23 protein-coding genes are annotated in these 25,751 nt (G+C 67.4%); 9 read left to right on the plus strand and 14 right to left on the minus strand.

All coding sequences use genetic code 11. From position 1 onward, the window contains the following. Window positions 1-20: 20 nt before the first annotated feature. From AC1DSZ_RS04650 to AC1DSZ_RS04700, 11 genes are all read right to left on the minus strand, one after another. Window positions 21-914 (minus strand): dihydrodipicolinate synthase family protein, encoded by an 894-nt coding sequence (locus tag AC1DSZ_RS04650; RefSeq protein WP_476837209.1) that lies wholly within the window; start codon window positions 912-914, stop codon window positions 21-23. Window positions 915-918: 4 nt separating this feature from the next. Next, window positions 919-2,550 (minus strand): HAL/PAL/TAL family ammonia-lyase, encoded by a 1,632-nt coding sequence (locus AC1DSZ_RS04655; protein ID WP_476837210.1) that lies wholly within the window; start codon window positions 2,548-2,550, stop codon window positions 919-921. A 63-nt stretch (window positions 2,551-2,613) separates the two neighbouring features. After that, a complete protein-coding gene (locus AC1DSZ_RS04660) occupies window positions 2,614-3,048 on the minus strand; it encodes a hypothetical protein (RefSeq protein ID WP_476837211.1) in 435 nt (144 codons plus the stop codon). A gap of 144 nt (window positions 3,049-3,192) precedes the next feature. Further along, window positions 3,193-4,293 (minus strand): sn-glycerol-3-phosphate import ATP-binding protein UgpC, encoded by a 1,101-nt coding sequence (locus tag AC1DSZ_RS04665; protein WP_476837212.1) that lies wholly within the window; start codon window positions 4,291-4,293, stop codon window positions 3,193-3,195. 3 nt (window positions 4,294-4,296) lie between these two features. Further along, window positions 4,297-5,145, minus strand: a complete 849-nt coding sequence (gene ugpE / locus AC1DSZ_RS04670; RefSeq protein WP_476837213.1) for a sn-glycerol-3-phosphate ABC transporter permease UgpE — start codon at window positions 5,143-5,145, stop codon at window positions 4,297-4,299. Window positions 5,146-5,170: 25 nt separating this feature from the next. Next, window positions 5,171-6,052: a sn-glycerol-3-phosphate ABC transporter permease UgpA gene (ugpA, locus tag AC1DSZ_RS04675; RefSeq protein ID WP_476837214.1), complete on the minus strand. Its 882-nt coding sequence runs from the start codon at window positions 6,050-6,052 to the stop codon at window positions 5,171-5,173. A 213-nt stretch (window positions 6,053-6,265) separates the two neighbouring features. Further along, window positions 6,266-7,576, minus strand: a complete 1,311-nt coding sequence (gene ugpB / locus AC1DSZ_RS04680) for a sn-glycerol-3-phosphate ABC transporter substrate-binding protein UgpB (RefSeq protein WP_188515927.1) — start codon at window positions 7,574-7,576, stop codon at window positions 6,266-6,268. Window positions 7,577-7,698: 122 nt separating this feature from the next. Continuing rightward, the gene (locus tag AC1DSZ_RS04685; RefSeq protein ID WP_476837215.1) at window positions 7,699-9,231 is read right to left on the minus strand and encodes a UxaA family hydrolase; all 1,533 of its coding nucleotides are present in this window, start codon (window positions 9,229-9,231) and stop codon (window positions 7,699-7,701) included. Window positions 9,232-9,398: 167 nt separating this feature from the next. After that, complete coding sequence (locus tag AC1DSZ_RS04690) at window positions 9,399-10,433, minus strand: ABC transporter permease (protein WP_476837420.1); 1,035 nt, start codon at window positions 10,431-10,433, stop codon at window positions 9,399-9,401. 40 nt (window positions 10,434-10,473) lie between these two features. After that, the gene (locus tag AC1DSZ_RS04695; RefSeq protein ID WP_476837216.1) at window positions 10,474-12,000 is read right to left on the minus strand and encodes a sugar ABC transporter ATP-binding protein; all 1,527 of its coding nucleotides are present in this window, start codon (window positions 11,998-12,000) and stop codon (window positions 10,474-10,476) included. An 86-nt stretch (window positions 12,001-12,086) separates the two neighbouring features. Next, complete coding sequence (locus tag AC1DSZ_RS04700) at window positions 12,087-13,049, minus strand: substrate-binding domain-containing protein (protein ID WP_476837217.1); 963 nt, start codon at window positions 13,047-13,049, stop codon at window positions 12,087-12,089. Window positions 13,050-13,547: 498 nt separating this feature from the next. On the opposite strand from AC1DSZ_RS04700, the gene AC1DSZ_RS04705 reads away from it, so the two are divergent. Genes AC1DSZ_RS04705 through AC1DSZ_RS04720 form a run of 4 tightly spaced genes read left to right on the plus strand, consistent with a single transcriptional unit; the run spans window position 13,548 to window position 16,953 of the window. Then, window positions 13,548-14,726 (plus strand): fumarylacetoacetate hydrolase family protein, encoded by a 1,179-nt coding sequence (locus tag AC1DSZ_RS04705; protein ID WP_476837218.1) that lies wholly within the window; start codon window positions 13,548-13,550, stop codon window positions 14,724-14,726. 54 nt (window positions 14,727-14,780) lie between these two features. Then, window positions 14,781-15,074, plus strand: a complete 294-nt coding sequence (locus AC1DSZ_RS04710; RefSeq protein WP_476837219.1) for a hypothetical protein — start codon at window positions 14,781-14,783, stop codon at window positions 15,072-15,074. 2 nt (window positions 15,075-15,076) lie between these two features. Then, window positions 15,077-15,508 (plus strand): PIN domain-containing protein, encoded by a 432-nt coding sequence (locus AC1DSZ_RS04715; protein ID WP_476837220.1) that lies wholly within the window; start codon window positions 15,077-15,079, stop codon window positions 15,506-15,508. After that, entirely contained in the window at window positions 15,505-16,953 is a 1,449-nt protein-coding gene (locus tag AC1DSZ_RS04720; RefSeq protein ID WP_476837221.1) for an aldehyde dehydrogenase family protein, read from the plus strand. The genes AC1DSZ_RS04715 and AC1DSZ_RS04720 overlap by 4 nt, the downstream gene beginning before the upstream one ends. Before the next feature lie 271 nt (window positions 16,954-17,224). Here the strand turns inward: AC1DSZ_RS04720 and tal are convergent, their stop codons facing one another. Beyond that, complete coding sequence (gene tal, locus AC1DSZ_RS04725; RefSeq protein ID WP_476837222.1) at window positions 17,225-18,190, minus strand: transaldolase; 966 nt, start codon at window positions 18,188-18,190, stop codon at window positions 17,225-17,227. A gap of 130 nt (window positions 18,191-18,320) precedes the next feature. Between tal and AC1DSZ_RS04730 the strand changes: the two genes are divergently transcribed. Together AC1DSZ_RS04730 and AC1DSZ_RS04735 are read left to right on the plus strand one after the other, a co-directional pair. Continuing rightward, window positions 18,321-18,755 carry an RbsD/FucU family protein gene (locus AC1DSZ_RS04730; RefSeq protein ID WP_476837223.1) on the plus strand — a complete coding sequence of 145 codons (435 nt, stop codon included), beginning with the start codon at window positions 18,321-18,323 and terminating at the stop codon, window positions 18,753-18,755. Between the two features lie 74 nt (window positions 18,756-18,829). Beyond that, window positions 18,830-19,669 carry an amidohydrolase family protein gene (locus tag AC1DSZ_RS04735; RefSeq protein WP_476837224.1) on the plus strand — a complete coding sequence of 280 codons (840 nt, stop codon included), beginning with the start codon at window positions 18,830-18,832 and terminating at the stop codon, window positions 19,667-19,669. 18 nt (window positions 19,670-19,687) lie between these two features. Here the strand turns inward: AC1DSZ_RS04735 and AC1DSZ_RS04740 are convergent, their stop codons facing one another. After that, window positions 19,688-20,479, minus strand: a complete 792-nt coding sequence (locus AC1DSZ_RS04740) for a class II glutamine amidotransferase (RefSeq protein WP_476837225.1) — start codon at window positions 20,477-20,479, stop codon at window positions 19,688-19,690. Window positions 20,480-20,634: 155 nt separating this feature from the next. On the opposite strand from AC1DSZ_RS04740, the gene AC1DSZ_RS04745 reads away from it, so the two are divergent. After that, window positions 20,635-22,047 (plus strand): sodium:proton antiporter, encoded by a 1,413-nt coding sequence (locus AC1DSZ_RS04745; protein WP_476837226.1) that lies wholly within the window; start codon window positions 20,635-20,637, stop codon window positions 22,045-22,047. A 311-nt stretch (window positions 22,048-22,358) separates the two neighbouring features. Here AC1DSZ_RS04745 and AC1DSZ_RS04750 read toward each other — a convergent pair whose 3' ends face one another. After that, a complete protein-coding gene (locus tag AC1DSZ_RS04750; protein ID WP_476837227.1) occupies window positions 22,359-22,847 on the minus strand; it encodes a YaiI/YqxD family protein in 489 nt (162 codons plus the stop codon). 313 nt (window positions 22,848-23,160) lie between these two features. Between AC1DSZ_RS04750 and AC1DSZ_RS04755 the strand changes: the two genes are divergently transcribed. Both AC1DSZ_RS04755 and AC1DSZ_RS04760 read left to right on the plus strand, forming a co-directional pair. Further along, window positions 23,161-24,534 carry an ABC transporter substrate-binding protein gene (locus AC1DSZ_RS04755; protein ID WP_476837228.1) on the plus strand — a complete coding sequence of 458 codons (1,374 nt, stop codon included), beginning with the start codon at window positions 23,161-23,163 and terminating at the stop codon, window positions 24,532-24,534. A 396-nt stretch (window positions 24,535-24,930) separates the two neighbouring features. Next, entirely contained in the window at window positions 24,931-25,746 is an 816-nt protein-coding gene (locus AC1DSZ_RS04760) for a carbohydrate ABC transporter permease (RefSeq protein ID WP_371875772.1), read from the plus strand. The last annotated feature ends 5 nt before the right edge of the window (window positions 25,747-25,751 follow it).

Below are 25,751 nucleotides of genomic sequence, written 5' to 3' on the forward strand. Positions count from 1 at the left end.
GCCCCGGGGTTTTTTGTTGGTCAGCGCAGCAGCGCCGGGTCCATGCCGTCCAGCGCCTCGGCGACGCGGCGCCGCGCGGGTTCGGGCAGGCGGCGCACCGGCAGGGGCGGCTCGGCCGCACAGACGCCGCGGCGCTCCGCGATCTCGTAGACGACGCGCAGGCTGGAAAACTCGCGGAACAGCGCCCAGAGAGGCTCCAGCGCGGCGTTGAGCCGGCGCGCCTCGGCGGCGTCGCCGGCTTGCACGGCCGTGGCGATCTCCATGCAGACATTCGGCAGGATGCCGGCCGCGACGCTGTACCAGGCCTCGCCGCCGGCCAGCATGGCTTCCACCGCGAACCAGTCGCCGCTGTGGCCGATCGCGAAGTCGGCCGGGACACGGGCGCGCAGATCCGCCATCTGGGCGGCCAGCGCCTGCGGCTCCCCGCCCGGGAGCTTGATGGCGATGACGCCCGGCAGCCCGGCGAGGCGCGCGATCAGCTCCGGGGTGAAGCGGAAATGCGTGGTGGTGGGATTGTCGTAGATGCAGAGCGGCAGGCCGCTCTCGCGCGCCACGGCCGCGAAGTGCTCGAAGACCTCGTCCTCCGTGAGCGGCGTGTAGGACACGGCCGCGAGCAGGCCGGCCGCGGCCCCGATCGCGCGCGCGTCCTGCGCCAGCCGAATGGCCTCGTCGGTGCGCAGCGCGCCGACGCCGACCAGCAGCGGCACGCGGCCGGCGACTTCCTCCACGGCCGCCTCGATCGCGCGGCGACGCTCGGCGCGCGCAAGGTAGGGGTAGGAGCCCGTGCTGCCCAGGAGCCCGATCGAGTGCACGCGCGCGTCGACCAGCGGGCGCAGGAGCCGCCGCAGCGCGTCGACGCGGACGACGCCGTCGGCGTCCGAGGGGGTGATCGGAAAGGCCGAGAGCCCGCGCATGGGTTTACTCCAGATGCCCGACGGTCTTCTCGACCGCCGCCACCACGGTGCCGTAGTGCACCAGCGCCTGGGCGTGGCGCATCTCGGTCGCGTACCAGCGGTCGCCGTCCAGCGCCGGCTCGATCACGCCGCGGATCGCCTTAAGGGCAGCCGCCGTACCGGAGCCGAGCGGATGCGCCTTGGCGATGGGCTCCACGAGGCTGAGCGCTTGGGCGGCCATCAGCATTTCGCCGGCGACGATCATCTCCGTGTTCTCCACCACCGTGCGGGCCTTGCGGGCGCACCAGGTGGAGTTGGAGACGTGGTCCTCGGCGTTGCTCTTGCCCGGGATGGAATCCACAGAGCCGGGAGTCGCGAGCGTGCGGTTCTCCATCACGAGCGCCGACATGGAGCACTGCACGGTGGCGAAGCCGGTGTTGAGGCCCTTCTTGCCGGCCAGCAGGTTGCGCGGCAGGCCGTAGCTCATGGTGGGGTCGACGAGGCGCGCCAGGCGCCGCTCGCAGATGGAGCCGAGGTCCGCCATCACGATTGTGAGCAGGTCCATGACCTGCGCGACGTACTGGCCGTGGAAGTGGCCGCCCGAGAGCGAGACATAGCCGCCTTTCCCGTCGTCGAAGATCAGCGGATTGTCGGTGGCCGAGTTGATCTCGGTGGCGATCACGCCGTCGATGTAGTCCAGCGCTTGCACGACGGGGCCGTGCACCTGCGGGGCGCAACGCAGCGAATAGACGTCCTGCACGCGCGGCGGTGGGGCGACGCCTTCCTTCCGGGTCTCTTCCGGGAACACGGTGAGGCGCGCGGCCTCCGAGCAGCGCTGGCTGTCGCCGATGAGCTTCAGGACGTTGCGGGCCACCGCGGCCTGGCCGGGATGCGGACGGGCCGCGTGCACAATGGGCAGGAACGCGATCTTCTCGGCCCGCAGCGCCTCGAGCGTCAGGGCCAGCGACACGTCGGCGGCCTTGCGGATGCGCTTGGCGTCTTCCAGCGCCAGCACGGCGATCGCGAGCGAGACCGTGGAGCCGTTGATCAGCGCCGACGCGTCCTTGGCGCCGAGGTCGAAATCGGGCGTCAGCCCGGCCGCCTCGATGGCTTCGCGCGCCGGCATGCGCTGGCCGCGATACACGATCTCGGCTTCCGGGAAGCCGCAGACCGCGCCCGCCATGTGGGCGAGCGGCGCGAGGTCGCCCGAGGCGCCGACCGAGCCCTTGGCGGGGATCACCGGATGAAGGCCGGCGTTCAGAAAGGCGAGCAGACGCTCGACGAGCTCCACGCGGGGGCCGGAGAAGTTGGACGCGAACGCGTTGGCGCGCAGCAGCATGATGGCCCGCACGGCGTCCTCGGGCAGCGCCTCGCCGATGCCGGTGGCGTGCGCGTAGATGGTCTTGGCCTGGTAGGACACCATCTCGCTCATCAGCACGCGCTGGTCCTTGAACAGGCCGACGCCGGTGTTGAAGGCGTACATCAGCGGCGCGTCGTCGTTCATCCAGTGCGCGTCGATGTATTCGCGCGTCGCCGCGATCCGGTCGCGCGCGTCGGGGGCCAGGGCCGCTTCCTCATACGCGCCCGAAGCGTCCGGGCGCGACACCCGCATCACCTGCGCGGCCGTCAGCGTGCGTCCATCGATCTCAATCGCCATCGGGGGTCCCCTTCACGTCCGGGCTCCATCCCTAGCGTATGCGCCCGGTCGGTGTCGACGGCGTCAGCACGGCAAGGAGCGCAGGCCGGGCCGGATCGACTTCACGATGGGCTTGGCCCTGATCTGCGGCTGACGGCCCTCTCCGGCGAACATCAGCATGTAGTTGGCCTTCACGGTGAGGATCTGCCGTTCCAGCTCGCAATGGGGCGTGTCCGAACAGGCGCTCAGGGTGACCGTGAAGGGCTCGTTCTGGTGCCGGCCGCTGTAGAACACCTCGTGGCAGCCATCCTTGCTGACGTTCATCTCGCGCGCGTTGGCCTCAAACGGGCCCTTCGCGGTAAACATTGCGAAGATCTTGCCCCGCCGCTCGTACAGCATCAGCTCGGTGTGGACCTCGCCAACATCGAGCTTGGTGACGTAATTGTCCACCGAGATGACCTGGGCGTGCGCCGTCGGCGCGACAAGACGAAGGATCAGGACGGCGAGCAGAAAACGCAACGAAGACTCCCCAAGCTGGAGGAATCATGGCGCTCGATCGTCAATATTCATCACACCGCACAAAAATTGCGCGTCTGTACTTTGCAATCTAGAGTAGCTGCAACGAATTGCTGCGGGCCGTCCGCGCGCGGCTGACCCGGAGCTTCACGCGGCCCGGGACGCGGCCCCGGACACGCGGCTGAGCCGCTTGCCGGTTTCGCGGTCGAACACATGCACGCATTGCGGAGCGATGGTGAGCGCCACCTGCCGGGTCGCGGCCGGCAGCGAGCCGGTCGGGATCTGCAGCACGAAGGCGCCCTCGCCGATGGTCCCGTGCAGCAGCTCGGTGGCGCCGAGCTCCTCGACGAAATCGATCGCGAAGGCGCAGCCGGGGACCCCGGGCGCGGCGATCTCGGCCTCCTCGGGGCGGATGCCCACGTCCACGGCGAGGCCGGGCTTCAGGTCGGTGGCCATGTCGGCGGCGGCAAGCGACTGGCCGCCCACCGAGACGCGGCCGTCCGCCTCCACGACGCCCGGCAGGATGTTCATGGGCGGCGAGCCGATGAAGGTGGCGACGAAGCGCGTCTCGGGCCGGCGATAGACCTCGGTCGGCGTGCCGACCTGCTCGACCTGCCCGCCGCTCATCACCACGAGCTTGTCGGACAGCGTCATGGCCTCGACCTGGTCGTGCGTGACGTAGATCGAGGTGACGCCCAGCGCGCGCTGCAGCTTCTTGATCTCGACGCGCATCTGCACGCGCAGCTTGGCGTCCAGGTTGGACAGCGGCTCGTCGAACAGGAACACCTGCGGCTTGCGCACGATGGCGCGACCCATGGCGACGCGCTGGCGCTGGCCGCCCGAAAGGGCGCGCGGCTTGCGTTGCAGGAACGGCTCGATGGCCAGGATGCGGGCGGCTTCCTGCACGCGCCGGTCGATCTCGTCCTTGGGCGTGCCGCGGTTGCGCAGGCCGTACGCGATGTTGTCGTAGACCGACATGTGCGGGTACAGCGCGTAGTTCTGGAACACCATGGCGATGTCGCGCTCGGCCGGCTCGATCTCGTTCACGACCCGGCCGCCGATTGCGACCTCGCCGGACGAGATGGTCTCCAGCCCCGCCACCATGCGCAGCAGCGTGGACTTGCCGCAGCCGGAGGGGCCGACCAGCACGCAGAAGCCGCCATCCGGAATGTCGATGCTGACGCCCTTCACGGCCTCGACGCCGCCGGCATAGACCTTGCGGACGTCCTTCAGGGTGACAACGGCCATGGGTTACTTCTCCGTCTCGACGAGGCCGCGCACGAACAGCTTCTGCATCAGCAACACGACCAGCACGGGCGGCAGCATGGCCAGCACGGCGGTCGCCATCGCGAGCTGCCATTCGGTCAGCGCGTCCTGGGTGACCAGCATCTTCTTGATGCCGATCACGATGGTCTGCATGTTCTCGCGGGTGGTGATCAGCAGGGGCCAGAGATACTGGTTCCAGCCATAGATGAACTGAATCACGAACAGCGCCGCGATGGTGGTGATCGACAGGGGCAACACGGTGTCCCAGAAGAACTGCATCGGCCCGGCGCCGTCGATCTTCGAGGCTTCGACCAGCTCGTCCGGGATGGTCATGAAGAACTGCCGGAACAGCAGCGTCGCGGTGGCGGAGGCGATCAGCGGCACCGCCAGGCCCGCATAGGTGTCGAGCATGCCAAGATCGGCCACGATCTTGTAGGTCGGGTAGATGCGCACCTCGACGGGCAGCATCAGGGTGATGAAGATCAGCCAGAACGCGCTCTGGCGCAGCGGGAAGCGGAAATACACCACCGCATAGGCGGAAATGATCGAGATCGCGATTTTCCCGACCGCGATGATGATCGCCATGATGAAGCTGTTCAGCAGCATCGGCCCCACCGGCTCGCGCGCGGTGGTGTTGCCGGCCAGCAGCGCCCGCGAGTAGTTCTCGACCAGGAACTTGCCCGGATAGAGCGGCATCGTGCCGTTCGCGATGGTGCCGGCGTCCCAGCTCGAGCCCACGAAGGCGACGTAGACCGGGAAGGCGACGATCAGCACGCCCAGGATCAGGATGAAATGGGGCAGGAACGTCGAGAACCAGGTGCGGCGCTCTACCATGGGGAGGCTCCTCGCAGGGCGCGCATCAGTAGTTCACCTTGCGCTCGACATAGCGGAACTGGATGGCCGTCAGCGCGATCACGATCACCATCAGGACCACGGACTGCGCCGCCGACCCGCCGAGATCGCCGCCGAGCCGGCCGTCCGAATAGACCTTGAACACCAGCGTCTCGGTGGCCTTGGCGGGGCCGCCATGCGTGATGGCGTCGATGATGCCGAAGGTGTCGAAGAACACGTAGACGATGTTGACCACCAGCAGGAAGAAGGTGGTGGGCGACAGCATCGGGAAGATGATGGTCCAGAAGCGCCGCGCCGGCCGGGCGCCGTCGATGGCGGCGGCCTCGATCAGGCTCTTGGGGATGGACTGGAGCCCCGCCAGAAAGAACAGGAAGTTGTAGCTGATCTGCTTCCAGGCGGCGGCCAGGATCACGAGCAGCAGGGCGTGGTCGCCGTTCAGCATCGGGTTCCAGGGCACGCCGGCGGCGATCAGGCCGCGGCCGATCATGCCGAGCGAGGGCTGGAACATGAACAGCCACAACACGCCCGCGATGGCGGGCGCGACCGCGTAGGGCCAGATCAGCAGCGTGCGATACACCGAGCCGCCGCGGATCTGCTTGTCGGCCATGACAGCCAGCAGCAGCGAAAACGACATCGCCAGGATGGTGACGGCGAGCGAGAAGACCAGCGTGGTCCACATCGACTCGTAATAGGAGCGCTGCTGAAACAGCGTGACGTAGTTCTCGAAGCCGACGAACTCGGTCGCGATGCCGAAGGCGTCCTCGATGCGGAACGACATCCACACGGCCTGGGAGGCCGGCCAGTAGAAGAACACCAGCGTGATGACCAGCTGCGGCGCGAGCAACAGGTAGGGCAGCAGCTTGTTGGTGTAGACCGAGCGCTTTTCCATGGGGGCCGTGTGTGAGGAGATCTGGCGGCGGGCGGAAGCTTTTTCGTCGATCGCGCGCGGTTGGCGCCGCCCTCACCCCAGCCCTCTCCCCGTCGCCGGGGAGAGGGGGCGCATCGGCGCCGCGCTACCCTTCGCCCCCGCAAGGGGGAGAAGGTGGCCGAGCGCAGCGAGGTCGGATGAGGGGTCGACGGCGTCAGAGCCGGCGGCTGAACCTCAGCGGTTGGCGGTGCGCTCGAACTGGCGCAGCGTGGCGTTGCCGCGCGAGACGGCGTCGTCCAGCGCCTGCTGGGGCGACTTCTTGCCGGCCAGCGCGGCCTCGATCTCTTCCGACCACATGTCGCGCATCTGCACCATGTTGCCGAAGCGCAGGCCGCGCGAGTTCTCGGTCGGCTCCTTGTTGGTGAGCTCCTTCAAGGGCGTCTCGCGGTCCGGGAACTGGTTGTAGAAGCCCGAGGCCTTGACCTTCTCGTAGGCCGCCAGCGTGATCGGCAGATAGCCGGATTCCACGTGCAGCTTGGCCTGCCGGTCCGTGTCGGACAGGAAGGTGAAGAACTTGGCGATGCCCTTGTACTCGGGAGCCGTCTTGCCGCCCATCACCCACAGCGAGGCGCCGCCGATGATCGAGTTCTGCGGAGCGCCCTTGACGTCCGGGTAGTAGGGCATCGGAGCAGCCGCGAACTCGAATTTCGCGTTGGCCTTGACGTTGCCGTAGAAGCCCGAGGACGTCAGCATGATCGGGCACTCGCCCGACGTGAAGCGACCCTCGTTCTCGTTGCCGCGGCCCGAATAGTCGTAGGTCTTGTCCTTCTGCAGGGCGACGAGGTCGGTCAGCAGCTTCACGTGCGCCGGGCTGTTGAACTTCAGCTCGGTGTCGAAGCCGTCGAGGCCGTTGGCCTTGGTGCCGAGCGGCAGGTTGTGCCAGGCCGAGAACTGCTCGATCAGCGCCCAGGGCGACCACGCGACCGTGAAGCCGCACTTGTCATAGCCGGCGGCCTTGAGCTTCTTGCCGGCCTCGAACACGTCCGGCCAGGTCTTCGGGATCTCGGCGACGTTGGCCTTCTTCAGCGCGTCCTTGTTGACCCACATCACCATGGAGGACGAGTTGAACGGGAAGGACAGCATCTCGCCCTTGGCGGTCGAGTAGTAACCCGTGATCGCCGGCAGGTAGGCCTTGGGGTCGAACTTCTCGCCGGCTTCCTGCATCATCTGGCCGACCGGCTTGATGGCGCCCTTGGCGGACATCATGGTGGCGGTGCCGACCTCGAAGACCTGCACGATGTGCGGCGCGTTGCCGGCCCGGAAGGCCGCGATGGCGGCGTTCAGCGTGTCCGGGTAGCTGCCCTTGTAGGCGGCCGTGACCTTGTACTCGCTCTGCGAGGCGTTGAAATCCGCCGCGAGCTTGTTGACGACGTCGTTGTTGGCGCCCGTCATCGCATGCCACCACTGGATCTCGGTCTGCGCGAAGGCGGACGTCGAGGCCATCATGGCGGCGAGCGACAGCGCAAGCCTGGTACGGAGTTTCATTGCTCTCTCTCCCTGACGGGCCGTTCGGGGCCCTCTTTTGGTTGTCTGGCAGCCCGGCGCAACGTTCAGGCGACGGTTCTATGACAATCAGATGACACGCATTTCCGCAACTGGCGGCGCGGTCACATGGTCGCGCCCACGGTCCAGGGCACGAATTCGGCGTCGCCATAGCCGAGCTGCTCCGACTTGGAGCGCTCGCCGGAGGCGATCCGCAGCACCGTGTCGAAGATTTCCTGTCCCTTCTCCTCGATGGAGACGCCGTCCAGGATGTCGCCGCAGTTGATGTCCATGTCGTCGAGCATGCGGCGGTAGATCTCGCTGTTGGTCGCGAGCTTGATGGAGGGCGTCGGCTTGCAGCCATAGGCCGAGCCGCGTCCGGTGGTGAAGCACAGCACGTTGGAGCCGCCCGCCACCTGCCCGGTGGCCGCCACGGGGTCGTAGCCGGGCGTGTCCATGTAGACGAAGCCCTTGGCGTCGACCTGCTCGGCATAGTGGTAGACGCCGGCCAGCGTCTTGGTGCCGCCCTTGGCGGCCGCGCCGAGCGACTTTTCCAGGATGGTGGTGAGCCCGCCGAGCTTGTTGCCCGGAGACGGGTTGTTGTTCATCTCCATCTTGTTGCGGGCCGTGTAGTCCTCCCACCAGTGGATCATGTCGACCAGCTTCTCGCCGATCTCGCGCGTGGCGGCGCGGCGGGTGAGCAGGTGCTCGGCGCCGTAGATCTCGGGCGTCTCGGACAGGATCGCGGCGCCGCCATGCTTGACGAGCAGGTCCACGGCCGCGCCCAGCGCCGGGTTGGCGGTGATGCCCGAATAGCCGTCCGACCCGCCGCACTGGAGCGCGAGCAGGATCTCGGAGGCCGGCACGGTCTCGCGCCGCGCCGCGTCCGCGATGGGCAGCATGGTCTTGATGGCGTCGACGCCGGCCTGCACGGTCTTCTTGGTGCCGCCGATTTCCTGGATCGTCATGGTCCGGAAGGTGTCGGATTCCTTGATCCCGTAAGCGTCCTTCCAGCGGCCGATCTGGAAGCCCTCGCAACCGAGGCCGACCATCACGACGCCCGCCATGTTGGGGTTGGTGGCGTAGCCCCACTGGGTGCGCTTGAGGATGTCGTAGCCTTCGCCCTTGACGTCGAGCGCACAGCCGCCGCCATGCACGAGCGGGATGACGCCGTCGATGTTGGGGTACTGCTCCAGGATGCCGGAGCGCTCGATCTCCAGCGCCATGAAGCGCGCCACCGAGGCCGAGCAGTTCACCGAGGTGAGGATGCCGATATAGTTGCGGGTGCCGACCTTGCCGTTGGCGCGCCGGAAGCCCTGGAAGGTGGCCTGCAGCTCGACCGGCAGCACCTCCTCGACGCGCGCGTCCTCGGCGAAGCGGTAGTCGCGCTCGAAGTCGTGCATGCCGACATTGTGCTCGTGCACCCAGTCGCCCGGGGCGATGTCCTTGGACGCGAAGCCGATGATCTGGCCGAATTTCAGGATGGGCGAGCCTTCCGGGATCGGCAGGGTGGCCATCTTGTGGCCGCGCGGCACGCGGGCGCGGGCGGTGACGCCCTCCGCGACTGCGCCGACATCCACCGGGTCGACCGCCACCACGACGTTGTCGGCGGCGTTCAGCCGCACGGTGCGCGGGGCGTTGAGGACCGGAGCGTTCATGGCCTACCCTCCTGTGCGGCTCTTGTGGTCGGGCCGCTGCCGATTGTGCATCGAGAGCGCCTCGGCGGCGCTCTCTTTACGCGAAATATTTTCGAATGCCAGCAAAACGCGCGCGTTCCGCGCGGTTACGCTTCGCTGGGGTAAAGCCATTCTATATCGGCCACGGCTCAGCGCCTACGGCGACGCAGCCCATCCGCATAGACGATCAGGATAATCAGCACGCCCGTGATGATGTACTGCCAGAAGGAGTTGACGTTCATCAGGTTGGCGCCGTTGCGGATGGTCGCCAGGATGAAGGCGCCGAGCAGCGGACCCCACACCGAGCCGATGGCCCCGAACAGGCTGGTGCCGCCGATCACAGAGGCCGCGATGGCCTCCAGCTCGAAGCCGATCGCCTGGGTGGCGTTGCCGGTGCCGGTGCGGGAGGCCAGCATCACGCCGACGATCGCGGCGCAGAGCGACGACAGGATGTAGGCGGTGGCCGTGACGGCGTTGACGTTGACGCCCGACAGGCGCGCGGCCTCGGGGTTGGAGCCCACCGAATAGAGGTAGCGGCCCCACTTGCTCAGGTGCAGGTACACGAAGGCCGGCACCGCGACGACGATCACCACCACGAACAGGTTGGGAACGCCCAGCACCTCCCCGCGGGAAAAGCCCGTGAAGGCATCGTTGGTGACGTTGATGGTGGAGCCGTTGGTCATCAGCAGGCCGACGCCGCGCAGCGCCGTGAAGGTCGCGAGCGTGATGATGAAGGGCGGAAGGCCCATCTTCACCACCCCGAAGGCGTGAAACGCCCCGATCGCCATGCCGAGCAGCAGCGAGGCGAGGATCACGATCCACAGCGCCAGCCCATTGGCGGCCGCCTCCGGCAGTCCGACGCCCGTGAGCCCCGCCGCGATGCCGGGCGCGACGCTCTGGATCAGCATTGCGACCACCACGGTGATGAAGCTCGCGACCGCGCCGACCGAGAGGTCGATGCCGGCCGTGATGATCACGAAGGTCTGGCCCAGCGCCAGGATGGCGAAGATCGCGCCCTGGCGCGCCAGGTTGGAGATGTTGCCCGGCGTCGCGAAGGTGGAGGTCTTCCAGGCCAGGAACGCGAACATCGCTAGAAGCACGCCCACCAGCGTGAGGCCGAGCAGGCGCGAGAACTCGAACCTGGTTTTCGGCGCGCCCAGCGTGCTCGCGGTGTCGGTCATGATGCGGGTTCCTGCTGGCGGGGCATGGGGGTTTCGGGACGGCTCAGACGCCGATGGCCTCGGTGAGGATCTGCTCGTGGCTGGCGGCCTTGAAACCGTGGCTGGCGATCTGCCGGCCGGCCCGAAACACATGGAGGCGGTCGGCCAGCTCGTAGACTTCCGGCAGGTAAGAGGACACGAGGAGGATGCCGGCGCCCTTTGACAGCAGCGCGCCGAAGAGCCGGTAGATCTCCGCCTTGGTGCCGACATCCACGCCCACGGTGGGCTCATCGAAGATGAAGAGCTTGGCCCCGTGGTTCAGCCACTTGCCGATCACGATCTTCTGCTGGTTGCCGCCAGACAGGCTGAGCGCCAGCGCGTTGCGGCTCGCGGTCTTGATGCGCAGGTCGGCGATCTGCCGGTCGGCGGCGGCGCGCTCCTGCCGGCCCGAGATCGTGAGCCCGCGCGTGAGGCGGTCGAACACCGGCAGGTTGAGATTGTGGCCGACGCCGAGATTGAGGCAGAGCCCCTGGTCGCGGCGGCTCTCGGGCGCCAGCGCCATGCCGAGTGCGATGGCGTCGCGCTCCGAGCGGATCGACACCGGCTGGTCCCGCCAGAGCACCTCGCCGCCGGTGGGCGGCTCGCGGCCATAGACGCCCATCACGAACTCGCTGCGGCCGGCGCCGATCAGCCCGTAGAGGCCGACGATCTCGCCTTCGCGCACGGTGAGCGACACGTCCTCGAACCCGCGGCCGCTCAGGCAGCGGGTTTCGAGGATCGGGGCGCCGGGCGTGAACGCGTCCTTGTGATAGACCTGCTCGATGGAACGGTTGATCATCAGGCCGATCAGCTCGGCGTCGCTGGTTTCGGCCACCCGACGGGTGCCCACCAGCGTGCCGTCGCGCAGCACCGAGACGCGGTCGGCGAGCTCGAAGATCTCCTCCATGCGGTGGCTGATATAGACCACCGTGACGCCCTGCGCCTTGAGGCGGCGGATCAGCGCGAAGAGCTGCGCGGCCTCCTGCCGGGTGAGGTAGGCAGTCGGTTCGTCGAAGATCAGGAACCGGGTGCCGCGCGTCGCCGCGCGCGCGGTGGCGATGAGCTGCTGCTGGCCGATGGTGAGCGTGGACAACAGCGCGCCCGCAGGCAGCGCGAAGCCGAGGTCGTCGAGGATCTTTTGCGCCGCGCGCACCATGGCGCGGTCGCGCAGCAGGCCGCCCGGCGAGGTCTTCTCGTCGCCCAGGAAGATGTTGGCCGCCACCGTGAGGTGCGGGCAGAGCACCACCTCCTGGTGCACGGCGTTGATGCCGAGCGCGATAGCCTCGTTGGGGGTGGAGAGATTGGTGGGCTCGCCCTTCCAGATGATCTCGCCCGCCGTGCGCGGGGTCACGCCCGTGAGCAGCTTAATCAGCGTGGACTTTCCGGCGCCGTTCTCGCCCACGATGGCGTGCACTTCGCCCGCCTCGAAGGCGAGGTCGGCGGGCTTCAGCGCATGCGTGCCGGTGTAGCGCTTCTCGAGCTTGCGCAGCTCGAGGATGGGGCCCGCGAAGGCCGTTTCGACGGCAGGCTGAGATTCGGCGATGGCGGACACGGGCGCTGTTCCGGCTGGGGGGAAAGACGCGTCCGCCGCCCGGGCGCCGAAGCAGCCGGGCGGCGCTGTCGTTTCTGAACCGCGGCTTACTTGACCTTCGGGTTCAGCAGCTCCTGGGCGCGGGCGCCGTTCATGTTCTCGCCCGTGATCAGGTTCGCGCCGGTGTCCACGAACGCTTCCACCTTCTCGCCCTTGGAGGCCGCGAGCGCGGTCTTAACGCCGTCATAGCCCATGCGGAACGGGTCCTGCACGACGGTGGCGGCCATCACGCCGTCCTTGAGCGCCTTCACGAGCTTGTCGTCGCTATCGAAGCCGACGAGCTTCACCTTGTCCTGCGCCTTGGACTCGGCGATCGCCTGGATCGCGCCCTGGGCCTGGATGAGGTTGGACGCGAAGATGCCGCGCAGGTTCGGGAAGGCGGTGAGCAGGTCGGTGGTGATGTTGAGGCCGCCATTGGCGGTGCCGTCCGACACCTTGTCGGCCGCCAGCTTGATGCCCGGATACTTGGACGCCAGCTGCTCCTTGAAGCCCTTGGCGCGCTCGTCCAGCGAGCCGACGCCCGGCAGGTGGGTGATGAGCGCCACTTCGCCTTCGGCCTTGCCGTATTTCTTGGTGATCGCCGCCGCGAGGCCGTCGGCCGCGATGCGCCCGCCCTGCACGTTGTCGGTGGTGAGGAAGGACGTGAAGGCTTTGGAGTCGGCGGCCGAGTCGATGCCGACGATCTTCACCGACTTGGCGGCCTCGTCGATCGGCTTGCCGAGCGCGGCGCGCTGGGTGGGCGAGATCACGATGGCGGCCGGCTTGGTGGAGACGGCGTTCTCGAGGATCGCGATCTGGCCGTTGATGTCGGCCTCGGACTGCGCGCCGAGCTCCGGCACCTTCACGTTCAGGTCCTGCCCGGCCTTGCGCGCGCCGGCGAGCACGATCTGCCAGTAGAAGGAGGTCGTGTCCTTGACGATGATCGGAATGGTGGGCTGCTGAGCGGCGGCGGGCTGGACGAACGCAGCCGAAACGGCCGCGAACCCGGCGACGAGCCAGGAATGTCTCATGGGTGTCCTCCTCTGCGGGCGGCTCAGCCGCCTCGTTTATGCCCCGGGCTAACGTCCGGAATGCCGGATGCTAGAACGAATTTTTCAACCTGCGCAATGCACGTTATAGGCGTTTCGGATTTGTGACGGTTGTGACGCTCACGGCCGGGAGCGCGCCTCGTTAACGCGATCCGGAGCAGAGCGCGAAGCGCCACCCTCCCCTTGAGGGGAGGGTCGCCGCGCAGCGGCGGGGTGGGGTGAAGCTGGGCGTGAGGCGGGGTTTGACGAACCTGAGCCCGTCCCCGGCCGCACCCCACCCCGCCGGGCTTCGCCCGTCGACCCTCCCCCCTCGAGGGGAGGGTGGCGCTTCGCGCCGGGCGCGCGGTGAGGTTTCCGCTTTGCTCCTGACCTTGTGTGATCGTCCGCGCCGCTGCATTGCGCGCGGTGCGGGGCCGCGATCTCGCCAGAGCGCGCCGGAGGTGCTAAACCCCGCCATAATAAACGATTTAGGGAGCGACCATGGCCCGCCTCAAGCTCGACAGCGCCACCACCCTTCCGCATGACGGCGCCCGCGGCGCGCTCGCGGGCCGCGTGTGGCGCCCGGACGTCTCGGGACCCGCGATCGTGGCGATCCGGCCGGACGGCGTGTTCGACGTGACGCGCGCGTTCCCGACCATGCGGGACCTGTGCGAAATGCCCGATCCGGCCCGCGCCCTCGCGGAGGAGAAGGGCGAGCGCATCGGCGATCTCGACGCCATCCTGGACAACACGGTTCCGGACAACCGCGACGACACGAGGCCCTGGCTGCTGGCCCCCAACGACCTGCAGGCCATCAAGGCCGCGGGCGTAACCTTCGCGATCTCGATGCTGGAGCGCGTGATCGAGGAGCGCGCCAAGGGCGACCCGGCCGCGGCCACCGGCATCCGCGAGCAGATCGTCAGCATGGTGGGCGAGGACTTCTCCAAGCTGGTGCCCGGCTCGCCCGAGGCCATGCGGCTGAAGCAGACGCTGATCGACCAGGGCTCGTGGAGCCAGTATCTCGAGGTCGGCATCGGCCCGGACGCCGAGATCTTCACAAAGGCCCCGCCCATGTCGGCGGTGGGCACGGGCGTCGATGCCGGCCTCCATCCCATGTCGACCTGGAACAACCCCGAGCCCGAGGCCGTGCTGGTGGTGTCGTCCGCCGGCAAAATCGTCGGCGCCACGCTCGGCAACGACGTCAACCTGCGCGACGTCGAGGGCCGCTCGGCGCTTCTGCTGGCCAAGTGCAAGGACAACAACGCCTCCGCGACGGTGGGGCCGTTCATCCGGTTCTTCGACGCCAGCTTCTCGGTGGAGGACCTGCGCCAGGCCGAGCTCACCCTGGTCGTGGAAGGGCCGGAGGGCTACCGGCTGGAAGGCCATTCCTCGCTCGGCAAGATCAGCCGCTCCTTCGAGGATCTGGCCGGCCAGATGCTGGGCAAGCACCACCAGTATCCGGACGGCGCCATTCTCTATACCGGCACGCTGTTCGCCCCCATCGACGATCGCGACGCGCCCGGCCAGGGATTCACGCACAAGATCGGCGACATCGTCACGATTGCGACGCCGTGGCTGGGTAGCCTCGTCAACCGGATGCAGCACACCGACAAATGCCCGCCCTGGACCTTCGGGACCTCGCACCTGATGCGCAGCCTTGCCCGCCGCGGGCTGCTGTGATGGACGGACGCGCGGCGTTCCGGTAACGTATCCGGAATAATCGAGGACAAGCTCGTGACAACTCCCCAGCGCGTCAAGAACCATCGTGAGCGCGCGGCCTCCCGGGGCGTTCGCAGGGTGGAAGTGACGGTTCGGGAAAGCGACGCGCCGGTAATCCGTCGCGCGGCGGAAATCTTGCGGCAGCAAGGCGAGGCAGCCGAAGCGTTGCGGCAGATCGTTCGAAATCAGTCGGCGGCGGGGCCGACGGCGCTGGACGTGTATCGCGACCTGCAGACCTTGATACCGGAAGGCGAGCCGCTCGACTTCGGTCGCGACACACTGCCGCCCGATCGCGACTTTGCTTTCTGACCATGCTGCTGCTGGACACGAACGTCGTCGGAGAGTTCGGCCGCTTGGGCGCCGAGGCCGCCGTTCAGCAATGGATGGCGACCCAGGCTTTCGACCAGCTGTATACGTCGTCAGTGACGATCGGAGAGGTCGCGTTCGGAATCGAGAGCTTGCCCGCCGGACGGCGGAAGCGGGAATTCCAGCTCTGGTTCGAACGCCTCGTGCAACTATTCGACGGCCGCATTCTGCAGTACGACCGGGACGCTGCGATGATCTGGGGCCGTCTTAGAGCGCGTCTGCGTAAAGCCGGCGCCGAAAAGCCTGCCTTGGACCTGCAAATTGCATCCATCGCACTGAAACATGGCATGCCGCTCGTCACCCGGAACGAGCGCGATTTCGCCGGACTTGAACTTACTCTCGTCAATCCTTGGACCACATACAGGACATCGCCATGAACGCACCCTTCAAGAATCTCATCGCCGGCGAGTGGGTCGAAGGCGCCTCCGTCAATCCCAACATCAACCCGTCCAACACCAAGGACGTGGTGGGCGAGTATGTGCGCGCCTCCAAGCAGCAGGCCGAGGAGGCCATCGCGGCAGCCAAGGCCGCGTTCCCGGCCTGGGCGCGCTCCACCCCGCAGGAACGCTACGAGATCCTGAAGAAGGCCTCGGACGAAATCCTGGCCCGCAAGGACGAGCTCGGCCGGCTCCTGTCGCGCGAAGAGGGCAAGACCCTGGCCGAGGGCGTCGGCGAGACCGTGCGCGCCGGGCAGATCTTCGCGTTCTTCGCCGGCGAGTGCCTGCGGCTCTCGGGCGAGAAGCTCGCCTCCGTGCGCCCGGGCGTCGAAGTCGACATGACGCGCGAGCCGGTCGGCGTGATCGGCATGATCACGCCCTGGAACTTCCCCATCGCGATCCCGTCCTGGAAAATCGCGCCGGCGCTGGCCTACGGCAACTGCGTGGTGATCAAGCCCGCCGACCTCGTGCCCGGCTGCTCCTGGGCGATCGTCGACATCCTCAACCGCGCCGGCCTGCCCAAGGGCGTGCTGAACCTCGTGATGGGCCGCGGCTCGGAAGTCGGCCAGGTCATTCTCGACCACAAGGACGTGGACGCCATCACGTTCACGGGCTCGGTGCCGACCGGCCGCAAGGTCGCGGCGGCCGCCATCGGCGGAACCCGCATGAAGAAGCTGCAGCTCGAGATGGGCGGCAAGAACCCGCTCGTGGTGCTGGACGACGCCGACCTCAAGGTCGCAGTGGAAGTGGCCGTGAACGGCGCCTTCTTCTCCACCGGCCAGCGCTGCACGGCCTCGTCGCGGCTCATCGTGCAGGCCGGCATCCATGACAAGTTCGTGGAAGCCTGCGTGGAGCGCCTCAAGGGTCTCGTGATCGACGACGCCCTGAAGCCCGGCACCCATATCGGCCCGGTGGTGGACCAAGGCCAGCTCGACCAGGACCTGAAATATATCGGCATCGCCAAGGAAGAAGGGGCCAAGCTGGCCTGGGGCGGCGAGCTCCTGAACCGCGAGACCCCCGGCTTCTACCTGCAGCCGGCGCTGTTCACCGAGACCACCAACGACATGCGCATCTCGCGCGAGGAGGTCTTCGGGCCGGTCGCGAACGTGATCCGGGTGCAGAGCTACGACGAGGCGCTGGCCATGGCCAACGACACCGAGTTCGGGCTGTCGTCCGGCATCTGCACGTCCAGCCTGAAATACGCCTCGCACTTCAAGCGCAACAGCGAGGCCGGCATGATCATGGTGAACCTGCCGACCGCGGGCGTGGACTACCACGTGCCGTTCGGCGGCCGGAAGGGCTCGAGCTACGGCTCGCGCGAACAGGGCGCCTATGCGCGCGAGTTCTACACCACGGTGAAGACGGCCTACACGTTCCCGGGCTGAGCGGGATCCCGTTCGTCGGGAGAGAAATATACGGCTGCGCCCTTCGGGGCGCGGCCGCTGTTGTGTGATTATGCCGATGCGGGAGCACCTCAACGCCCCTCATCCTGAGGAGCCATGCCGCGCATGGCGTCTTGAAGGACGAGGGGTCCAGAGCGCTCAGCCGTTCAAACGGGCTGGAGTCCCTCGTCCTTCGAGACGCAGGCCCGAGCGGGCCTGCTCCTCAGGATGAGGGGATTGTGGTGGCCCCAAGTGTCTCCGGGGCAACCCCGCCCTACGCGGCCTGCGCGAGCTTCTGCGCGATCACGGCGTGCAGGGCGCGCATGTCCTTGGCGAACTGGCGGATGCCTTCGGCGAGCTTTTCGGTCGCCATCGGGTCTTCGTTGAGGGCGAAGCGGAAGCTGGGCTCGTCGGTGGCGATGCGCTCGTCGCCGGAGCGGCCGGCGGTGTCGGGATCGAGCTTGCGGGCCAGCGTTCCCTCGTCGGCGGCGAGTTCCTGCAGCAGCGCGGGCGCGATGGTGAGGCGGTCGCAGCCGGCCAGCGCCTCGATCTCGCCGATGTTGCGGAAGGACGCGCCCATCACGACCGTCTCGTAGCCGTGGCGCTTGTAGTAGCTGTAGATCTTGCGCACGGAGAGCACGCCTGGGTCTTCCTCGGCCGTGAAGGCGCGGCCTTCGGCCTTGGCGTGCCAATCCAGGATGCGGCCCACGAAGGGCGAGATCAGGAAGGCCTTAGCCTCCGCGGCGGCGGCCGCCTGCACGAGCGAGAACAGCAGCGTGAGATTGCAGTCGATGCCCTCGGCCTGGAGGATCTCGGCGGCGCGAATGCCCTCCCAGGTGGAGGCGATCTTGATCAGGATGCGGTCGCGGCTGACGCCCCGCTCCTCATAGGCCTTGATGATGCCGCGGCCCTTGGCGACGGAGGCCTGCGTGTCGAAGGAGAGATCCGCGTCCACCTCGGTGGAGACGCGGCCGGGCACGATCTTGCTCAGCTCCGCGCCGAACGTGATCGCGAGGCGGTCCGCGATGGCGGACACGGCGGCGTCGCCCGAGCCCTGGCGACGGCCCCAGTTCACCGCCTCGTCGACGAGCCCCGCATAAGCGGGCATCTGGGCGGCCTTGAGGATCAGCGACGGGTTGGTGGTGCAATCGGTCGGCTTGAAGGCCCGGATGGCCTCGATGTCGCCGGTGTCCGCCACCACGACGGTCATGGACTTGAGCTGGTCGAGCTTGGACGCCATGGGGGGCTTCTCCTGAAACTTGGCGATAGTGATTGCGGACGCGCGGGCAGGCTTCCTAACATGCACGCGATTGAGGCGGAAAGGCCGCGGCTCGCCGAATGGAGCCGGCGCCGTCGCCGGGGGGAACGACATGCTCAAGGGATTGGATCCCATTCTCGGGCCCGACCTGCTGGCCACGCTGCGCGCCATGGGACACGGCGACGACATCGCGATCGTGGACACGAATTTTCCGGCCGCCGCCATGGGCCGGCCGGTGATCCGGCTCGACGGCCTCCCGGCGACGCGGGTGCTGGACGCCGTGCTGTCGGTGCTGCCGCTGGACGACTTCGTTCCGGAAGCGGCGTGGCGCATGGAGGTGGTGGGCGACGCCGGGGCCGAGATGCCGATCTTCGACGAGTTCCGTCGCGTGATCGTCGCACGCGAGGGTGCATCCTTCCGGCTGGCCTCGCTGGAGCGCTTCGCGTTCTATGAGCGCGTCCGGAAGGCCTTCGCCGTGGTGGTGAGCGGGGAAACGCGGCTTTATGGCAATATTCTGCTGAAGAAGGGCGTCGTTCGCCCTGATTAGCGCCAGACGCCCATTCCTTGCGGCCGACCCCCGCGGCCATCGCCCAGCCTCATTTGCGCGCGGACAGTGGCCCCATGACGCTTCGAATCGACTCGCACCAGCACTTCTGGAACCCCAGCCGCGGCGATTATGGCTGGCTCACGCCGGAGCTGCAGACGCTGTACCGGCCGTTCGGCCCCGACGACCTGGAGTTCCTGATCGAGGAGACCGGCGTCGGCGGCACCGTGCTGGTGCAGGCCGCCCCGACCGTGGAGGAGACCGAGTACATGCTCGGGCTGGCGGACGCGACCGACTGGGTGCTCGGCGTGGTCGGCTGGGTGGACTTCGCCGACCCGAACGCCCTGGCGCATGTGGACCGGCTCGCCCGGCACAAGAAGCTCAAGGGCTTCCGGCCCATGATCCAGGACATCCCGGACGTGGACTGGATGCTGAAGCAGGAGCTCGACTGGGCGTTCCGCAGCCTGGTGGCGCACGACCTCGCCTTCGACGCGCTGGTGAAGCCCGAGCACCTGCCCAACCTGCTGGCCCTGCTGGGCCGCTATCCGGAGCTGCGGGTCGTGATCGACCACGGCGCCAAGCCGCGCATCCGGGCCGGCGAGTTCGACGAGTGGGCGAAGGACATGCGGGCGCTGGCGCGCGACACGCGGGCGCTGTGCAAGCTGTCGGGGCTCGTCACCGAGGCGGGGCCGGACTGGTCCGTCGACAAGCTGCGGCCCTATGTGGACCATCTCATGGAGTGCTTCGGCCCCGGCCGGCTGCTATGGGGCTCCGATTGGCCGGTGTGCACGCTGGCGTCCGGCTACCGGCGCTGGGTGGACGCCGCCGAGGAGCTCACGGCCGCATGCAGCGCCGGCGAACGGCTGGCGATCTTCGGCGGCAACGCGACGGCGTTCTACCGGCTGGGCGCGATCTAGCTCTCAGGCCCGCGGCTCTCAAGCCGCCGCGCGCGTGATCGCCTCGTCCATGCACTGCAGCGCGGGCTGCGCGCCCTTGCGGGCCGTGAGCACGCAGGAGCGCGGCACTTCCAGCCAGCCGGGCTGGGCCCGGTCCAGCGGCTCGGACACGATGATCAGCCGGTCGCCGAGGTCGCGCCAGTAGAGCGTGGCGGGCTTGCCGTCGCTGGCCCAGCGGAAAGCGTAGAGATCCTCGCCGTCCGTGAGCGCCGCCGTGAAGCGCAGCGCCTCGCGCACGCCGGCGGCCTGCATCAGGGCGGCGACGCGCGACACCGTGCGGGCCATCGCGCCGACGGGATCCTCCTCCAGCCCATCCGCCAGCGCGGCCAGGAAGATGGCCTCGCTGTCCGTGGTGCCGCCGCGCGCCTCGTAGAGCGCGTCCGGGATCATGGCCTCCAGCTTGCGCCGCACCGTGTGGTAGCCGCCGATCTGGCCGTTGTGCATGAACATCCACCGCCCCTGCACGAAGGGGTGGCAATTGGCCCGCGTGGTCGCGGTGCCGGTGGCGGCGCGCACATGCGCGAAGAACAGGCCCGAACGCACCTGCGCGCAGAGCGACTGGAGGTTCTCGTCCGACCAGGCCGGCCGCAGCTCGCGGTACACGCCCGGCTCTGGCCGGGTCGCGTACCAGCCGATGCCGAAGCCGTCGCCGTTGGTGCCGGTCTTGGCCTCCTCGGCGTGCAGCGACTGGTGCACGAGCGAGTGGCACGGGGCGCTCACGAGGTCTTCCATGAAGACCGGTTCACCCCGGTAGGCGAGAAAGCGGCACATGTTCCACCGATCGACGCAAGGCCTGGAAGCCATAGCGTGCGGCCAACGTCCTGAACAGAACCTTAACGCGCCTTAACCTCTTTCAATCGGCGGGACGTTGTTGGCTACTCTGCAATCCTGTTCAATGGCCGCGCCCCCACCGTGAAGGACCCTGCATGATACCCCGGACGCTTCTCGCCGCCCTCCCGATGCTCGTGCTGCAAGCCGCCCCGGCTTTCGCGGCGGAGGGCCTCGAGGGCGCCAGGCTCGGGATCGTCTGGGCCCTGCCCTTCGCGGGCATCCTCCTGTCGATCGCGCTCGGGCCGTTGCTCTTCGCCCATGCGTGGCACGCCCATTACGGCAAGATCGCGCTCGGCTGGTCGCTGCTCGCGGCCGTGCCGCTGCTGCTCACGCAGGGGGTCGGCGTCGCGTCGGGCGCGATCCTGCATACGCTGCTCACCGAGTACATGCCGTTCATCCTGATGCTGTTCGCCCTGTTCACGGCGGCGGGCGGCATCGTGGTGGCGGGCAACATCCACGGGTCGCCGCTGATGAACGCCGGCCTGCTCGGCGCCGGCTCCGCTATGGCGAGCGTGATCGGCACCACGGGCGCGTCGATGATCCTGATCCGGCCGCTGCTGCGCGCCAACGACAACCGGCTGCACAACGTCCACGTCTTCGTGTTCTTCATTATCCTGGTGTCCAACATCGGCGGCTCGCTGACGCCGCTCGGCGATCCGCCGATGTTCCTCGGCTTCCTGCGCGGCGTCGACTTCTTCTGGACCGGCAAGACGCTGTGGCCCGAGACGTTGTTCGCCGTGGGCGTGCTGCTGGCGCTGTTCCTGGCCATTGACCTGTGGTTCTACCGTCGCGACGCCGCCTTCCGGGCGATGCGCGATCCCACGCCCGACAAGCCCATCCGGCTGCACGGCACGGTGAACCTCGCGCTGATCGCCGTGGCGGTCGCCGCCATCCTGCTGAGCGGGCTGTGGAAGCCCGGGATCGAGCTCAATGTGCTGGGCGTCCACCTGCCGCTGCAGAACGTGCTGCGGGACCTCACCATGGTGGTGGTGGGTTGCGTGTCGATCGCGGTGACGCGGCCCGAGCACCGCCGCGCCAACGATTTCCAGTGGGAGCCAATCCTCGAAGTGGCCAAGCTCTTCGCCGCCATCTTCACCTGCATCATCCCGGTGATCGCGATGCTGCAGGCCGGCCGCGACGGCGTGTTCGCGCCGCTGGTCGGGCTGGTGACGCGACCGGACGGCTCGCCGTCGCCGGCCGCCTATTTCTGGCTCACCGGCATCCTGTCGTCGTTTCTCGACAACGCGCCCACCTATCTGGTGTTCTTCGAGCTCGCGGGCGGCGACCCGGCCCGGCTCATGGGCCCGCTCGCCTCCACGCTGGCGGCCATCTCGCTCGGCGCCGTGTTCATGGGCGCGAACACGTATATCGGCAACGCGCCGAACTTCATGGTCTACGCCATCGCCCGGCAGGGCGGCGTCAAGATGCCGAGCTTCTTCGGCTACATGGGCTGGACGATCGTGATCCTGATGCCGCTGTTCGGGGCGATCACCTGGCTGTTTTTCTAGGGGCCGCGTTCCGTATCCCCGCACAAGAGCTCTAATCTCTCCGTCATCCCCGGCGGCGCAAAGCGCCGGGAAGGGGATCCAGGGGACCGGGCGCCATCTCGGCCCATGGCCCATGGCGATGGGCTGAAACGTCCGAGACACCCTCCCGTCATTGCGAGCCGGAGGCGAAGCAATCCAGCCTATCGCCCGGCAGTTAGACTGGATTGCTTCGCTGGCGCTCGCAATGACGGCGAGGTGCGTCGACGCGCCGGCCTTACGCTGCTCTGGGGTTTCTGCGTTCGGAACACCCTGACATCATTGCGAGAGCGCGCCTAGCCCCCGAAGCCCGCTCGCTTCAGGCGGACGATGGCGAGGTCGAGCGCTGATAAAAACGTCGAGCGGTCCTTGGCGGCGAAGGGCCTTGGGCCGCCCGTGACTTCGCCGGTGGAGCGCAAATCCTCCATCAGATTGCGGGTGGCGAGCGCCATGCCGATCGAGTCGGTCGTGAAGGGCTTGCCGGTGGGGCCGATCACGTCGGCGCCGGCCTTGATGCAGCGGCTCGCCAGCGGGATGTCGGCCGTGATCACGATGGCCCCGCGCGCGGCGCGCTCCGCGATCCAGTCGTCGGCGGCGTCGGGGCCGGCGGCCACCAGCACGCGCTCGATCATCGGGTCGCGCGGGATCTGCATGAAGCTGTTGGCGACCACGAAGACCTTCAGCCGGTGGCGCTCCGCGACCTTGTAGATCTCGGCCTTCACCGGGCAGGCGTCCGCGTCGACATAGATCGCGATGGGGCCGGTCGGCTCAGGCACGGGACGCATCCTCCAAGGCGGCCGACAAGCGGTGCGGCCTTATTCAATCGATACATGTGCGGTCGTTCCGAAACAACGATCACGGAGCGGCTCGCTTCGCGGTCGTTTTTACCCGAAATTACCCGCAATGCCGCGCCAGACGCATGGCAGCCGTGCAGCCGGTCTGGACTTAATCGGTTCGATACGCTTAGAGTGCGGCCAGCCGGTCGAGAGGGGCCATCTGCGGTTGCAACCCGCAGGCTCCGCCGAGAAGCGCGCCGTTTCGCGCCCCATCGGCGGCCAACGACCCCGGCACAAGCATGGGACCCTTTGGGAGGGAACGATGAAGAAAGTTATCATGGGCGCCGTCGCGTCCGCGGCCTTGCTGGCCGCCGGCGGACAGGCGTTCGCCCAGGAAAAGCTCACCGTGTGGTGGGTGAAGGGCTTCTACAAGGCCGAGGACGACGCGCTCTTCGAGGCCATCAAGAAGTTCGAGGCCAAGTCCGGCGTGAAAGTGGACCTGTCCCAGTACGCCGTGCAGGACATGATCCCGAAGACGGTCTCGGCGCTGGACGCCGGCAGCCCGCCGGACGTGGCCTATGCCGACGTGTACGACTTCCAGGTCGCGGCCAAGTGGGCGTTCGAAGGACGCCTCGAGGACATCTCGAGCGTGATCGAGCCGCTGAAGGGCCAGTTCGCCCCCAACACGGTCGAGACCACCTGGCTCTACAACGACAAGACCAAGAAGCAGGCCTACTACGCCTTCCCGCTCAAGCAGCAGACGATGCATATCGAGTATTGGATCGACATGCTCGAGCAGGCCGGCTTCAAGGAAAGCGACATTCCGAAGGACTGGTCCGGCTACTGGAACTTCTGGTGCGACAAGGTCCAGCCCGGCTTCCGCAAGGCTTCGGGCACGCGCGCGTATGGCATCGGCCAGCCGCTGGGCGTCGATTCGTCGGACAGCTTCTACTCGTTCCTGACCTTCATGGACGCCTATAACGTCAAGCTGGTCGACGACAACGGCAAGCTCCTGCTCGACGACCCGAACGTCAAGAAGGGCCTGATGGGCGCCCTGTCGGACTACACGGCTCCCTACACCAAGGGCTGCGTGCCGCCGTCGGCCACGTCCTGGAAGGACCCGGACAACAACGTCGCCTTCCACAACAAGACGACGGTGCTGACCCACAACGCCACCATCTCGATCGCCGCCAAGTGGCTCGACGACGCCAACAACGCGACCCTGACCCAGGAACAGCGCGACCAGGCGAAGAAGAACTACGACAGCCTGATCCGCACGGCCGGCTTCCCGAACAAGCCGGACGGCTCGCCGATGAAGTACCGCACCGCCGTGAAGGTGGGCGTGGTGTTCGAGCAGGCCAAGCAGAAGAAGCTCGCCAAGGACTTCGTGGCCTTCCTGCTGCAGGAAGACAACCTGAAGCCTTACGTGGAAGGCGCTCTCGGCCGCTGGTTCTCGGTGACCAAGGCCGGGCAGGAGAGCCCGTTCTGGCAGGCTGACCCGCATCGCAAGTCGGTCTACAACCAGTACAAGTCCGGCACCGTGACGTTCGAGTTCACCAAGAACTACAAGTTCACCGTGCTGAACAACGAGAACGTCTGGGCCAAGGCCGCCAACCGCATCGTCAACGAGAAGGTGCCGGTCGAGAAGGCCACGGACGAGCTGATCGCCCGCATCAAGGAAGTCGCCGGCAGCTGAGCCGACGACCACGGCTCTCGGGAGCAACCCTCCCGAGAGCCTGTCCAGGCGCTTGGAATCCATCAGGGTCTGAGCGCCCGGCAATACACCAGAATACCCTCATCCTGAGGAGCATCGCCGCTTGGCGATGCGTCTCGAAGGACGAGGGTTTCCAGTGGGCTTCAAAGGTCCAGCGATCTGGACCCCTCGTCCTTCGAGACGCCCTGCTGCGCATGGCTCCTCAGGATGAGGGCCTTGGAGCATCGGATCGGCCGGAACTCTCGGCCGACGGAAACGAAAAAACTTAACGGTGGCCGCCTGACCCGGGCGACCGCCGCTTTCACAAGGGCCCCCACGATGACCACCGCAAGCCTCTCCGACCCCCACGCCGGCGTCGTCGCCCCCGAGAAGCAGGGCATGACCTCCTGGCAGTTCTGGGGCATCCTGATGGTGGCCCCCTACCTGCTGATCTTCGCGCTGTTTGTCGTCTACCCGGTGTTCTACGCGTTCTGGCTCGCCCACAAGCCGGAGAGCTATGTCCACCTGTTCAACGACCCGATCTTCATCCGGTCGATCTTCAACACGCTCGCGTTCCTGATCATCGGCATCAACCTGAAGATGGTCGTGGCCCTGCTGCTGTCAGGGTTCTTCATGAACGAGCGCAAATGGGTGAAGGCCCTCTCGGTGATCTTCATCCTGCCCTGGGCGGTGCCGTCGATACCGACCATCCTGTCGGTCCGGTTCATGCTCAACCCCGAATGGGGCGTCATCAACCAGCTCATCTTTCGCCTCACCGGCGATGACGGCCCGAACTGGTTGAACGACCCGCAGCTTGCGCTGTTTCTCTCGATCCTGATGCATATCTGGAAGTCGCTGCCGTTCTGGACGCTGATCCTGCTCGCCGGCCGCCTGGCGATCTCGAACGACCTCTACGAGGCCGCGTCCGTGGACGGCGCCAGCAACCTGCAGAAGTTCCGGTTCATCACCTGGCCGTCGATGCAGCAGCTCTACCTGACCTGCACGATCCTCTCGATGATCTGGACGCTGGGCGACTTCAACAGCGTCTACCTGCTCACCGGCGGCGGACCGGCCGACCTCACGCATGTGCTGGCGACGCTCGGGATCCGCTACCTGCGGCTCGACCAGGTCGACCTCTCGATGGCCACCATCGTGTGCGCCCTGCCGATCATCCTGCCGCTCGTCTACGTGATGATGAAGCGTCTCTCGAAGTGAAGGCC

It is taken from the genome of Alsobacter sp. P4_H11, from assembly GCF_056400925.1.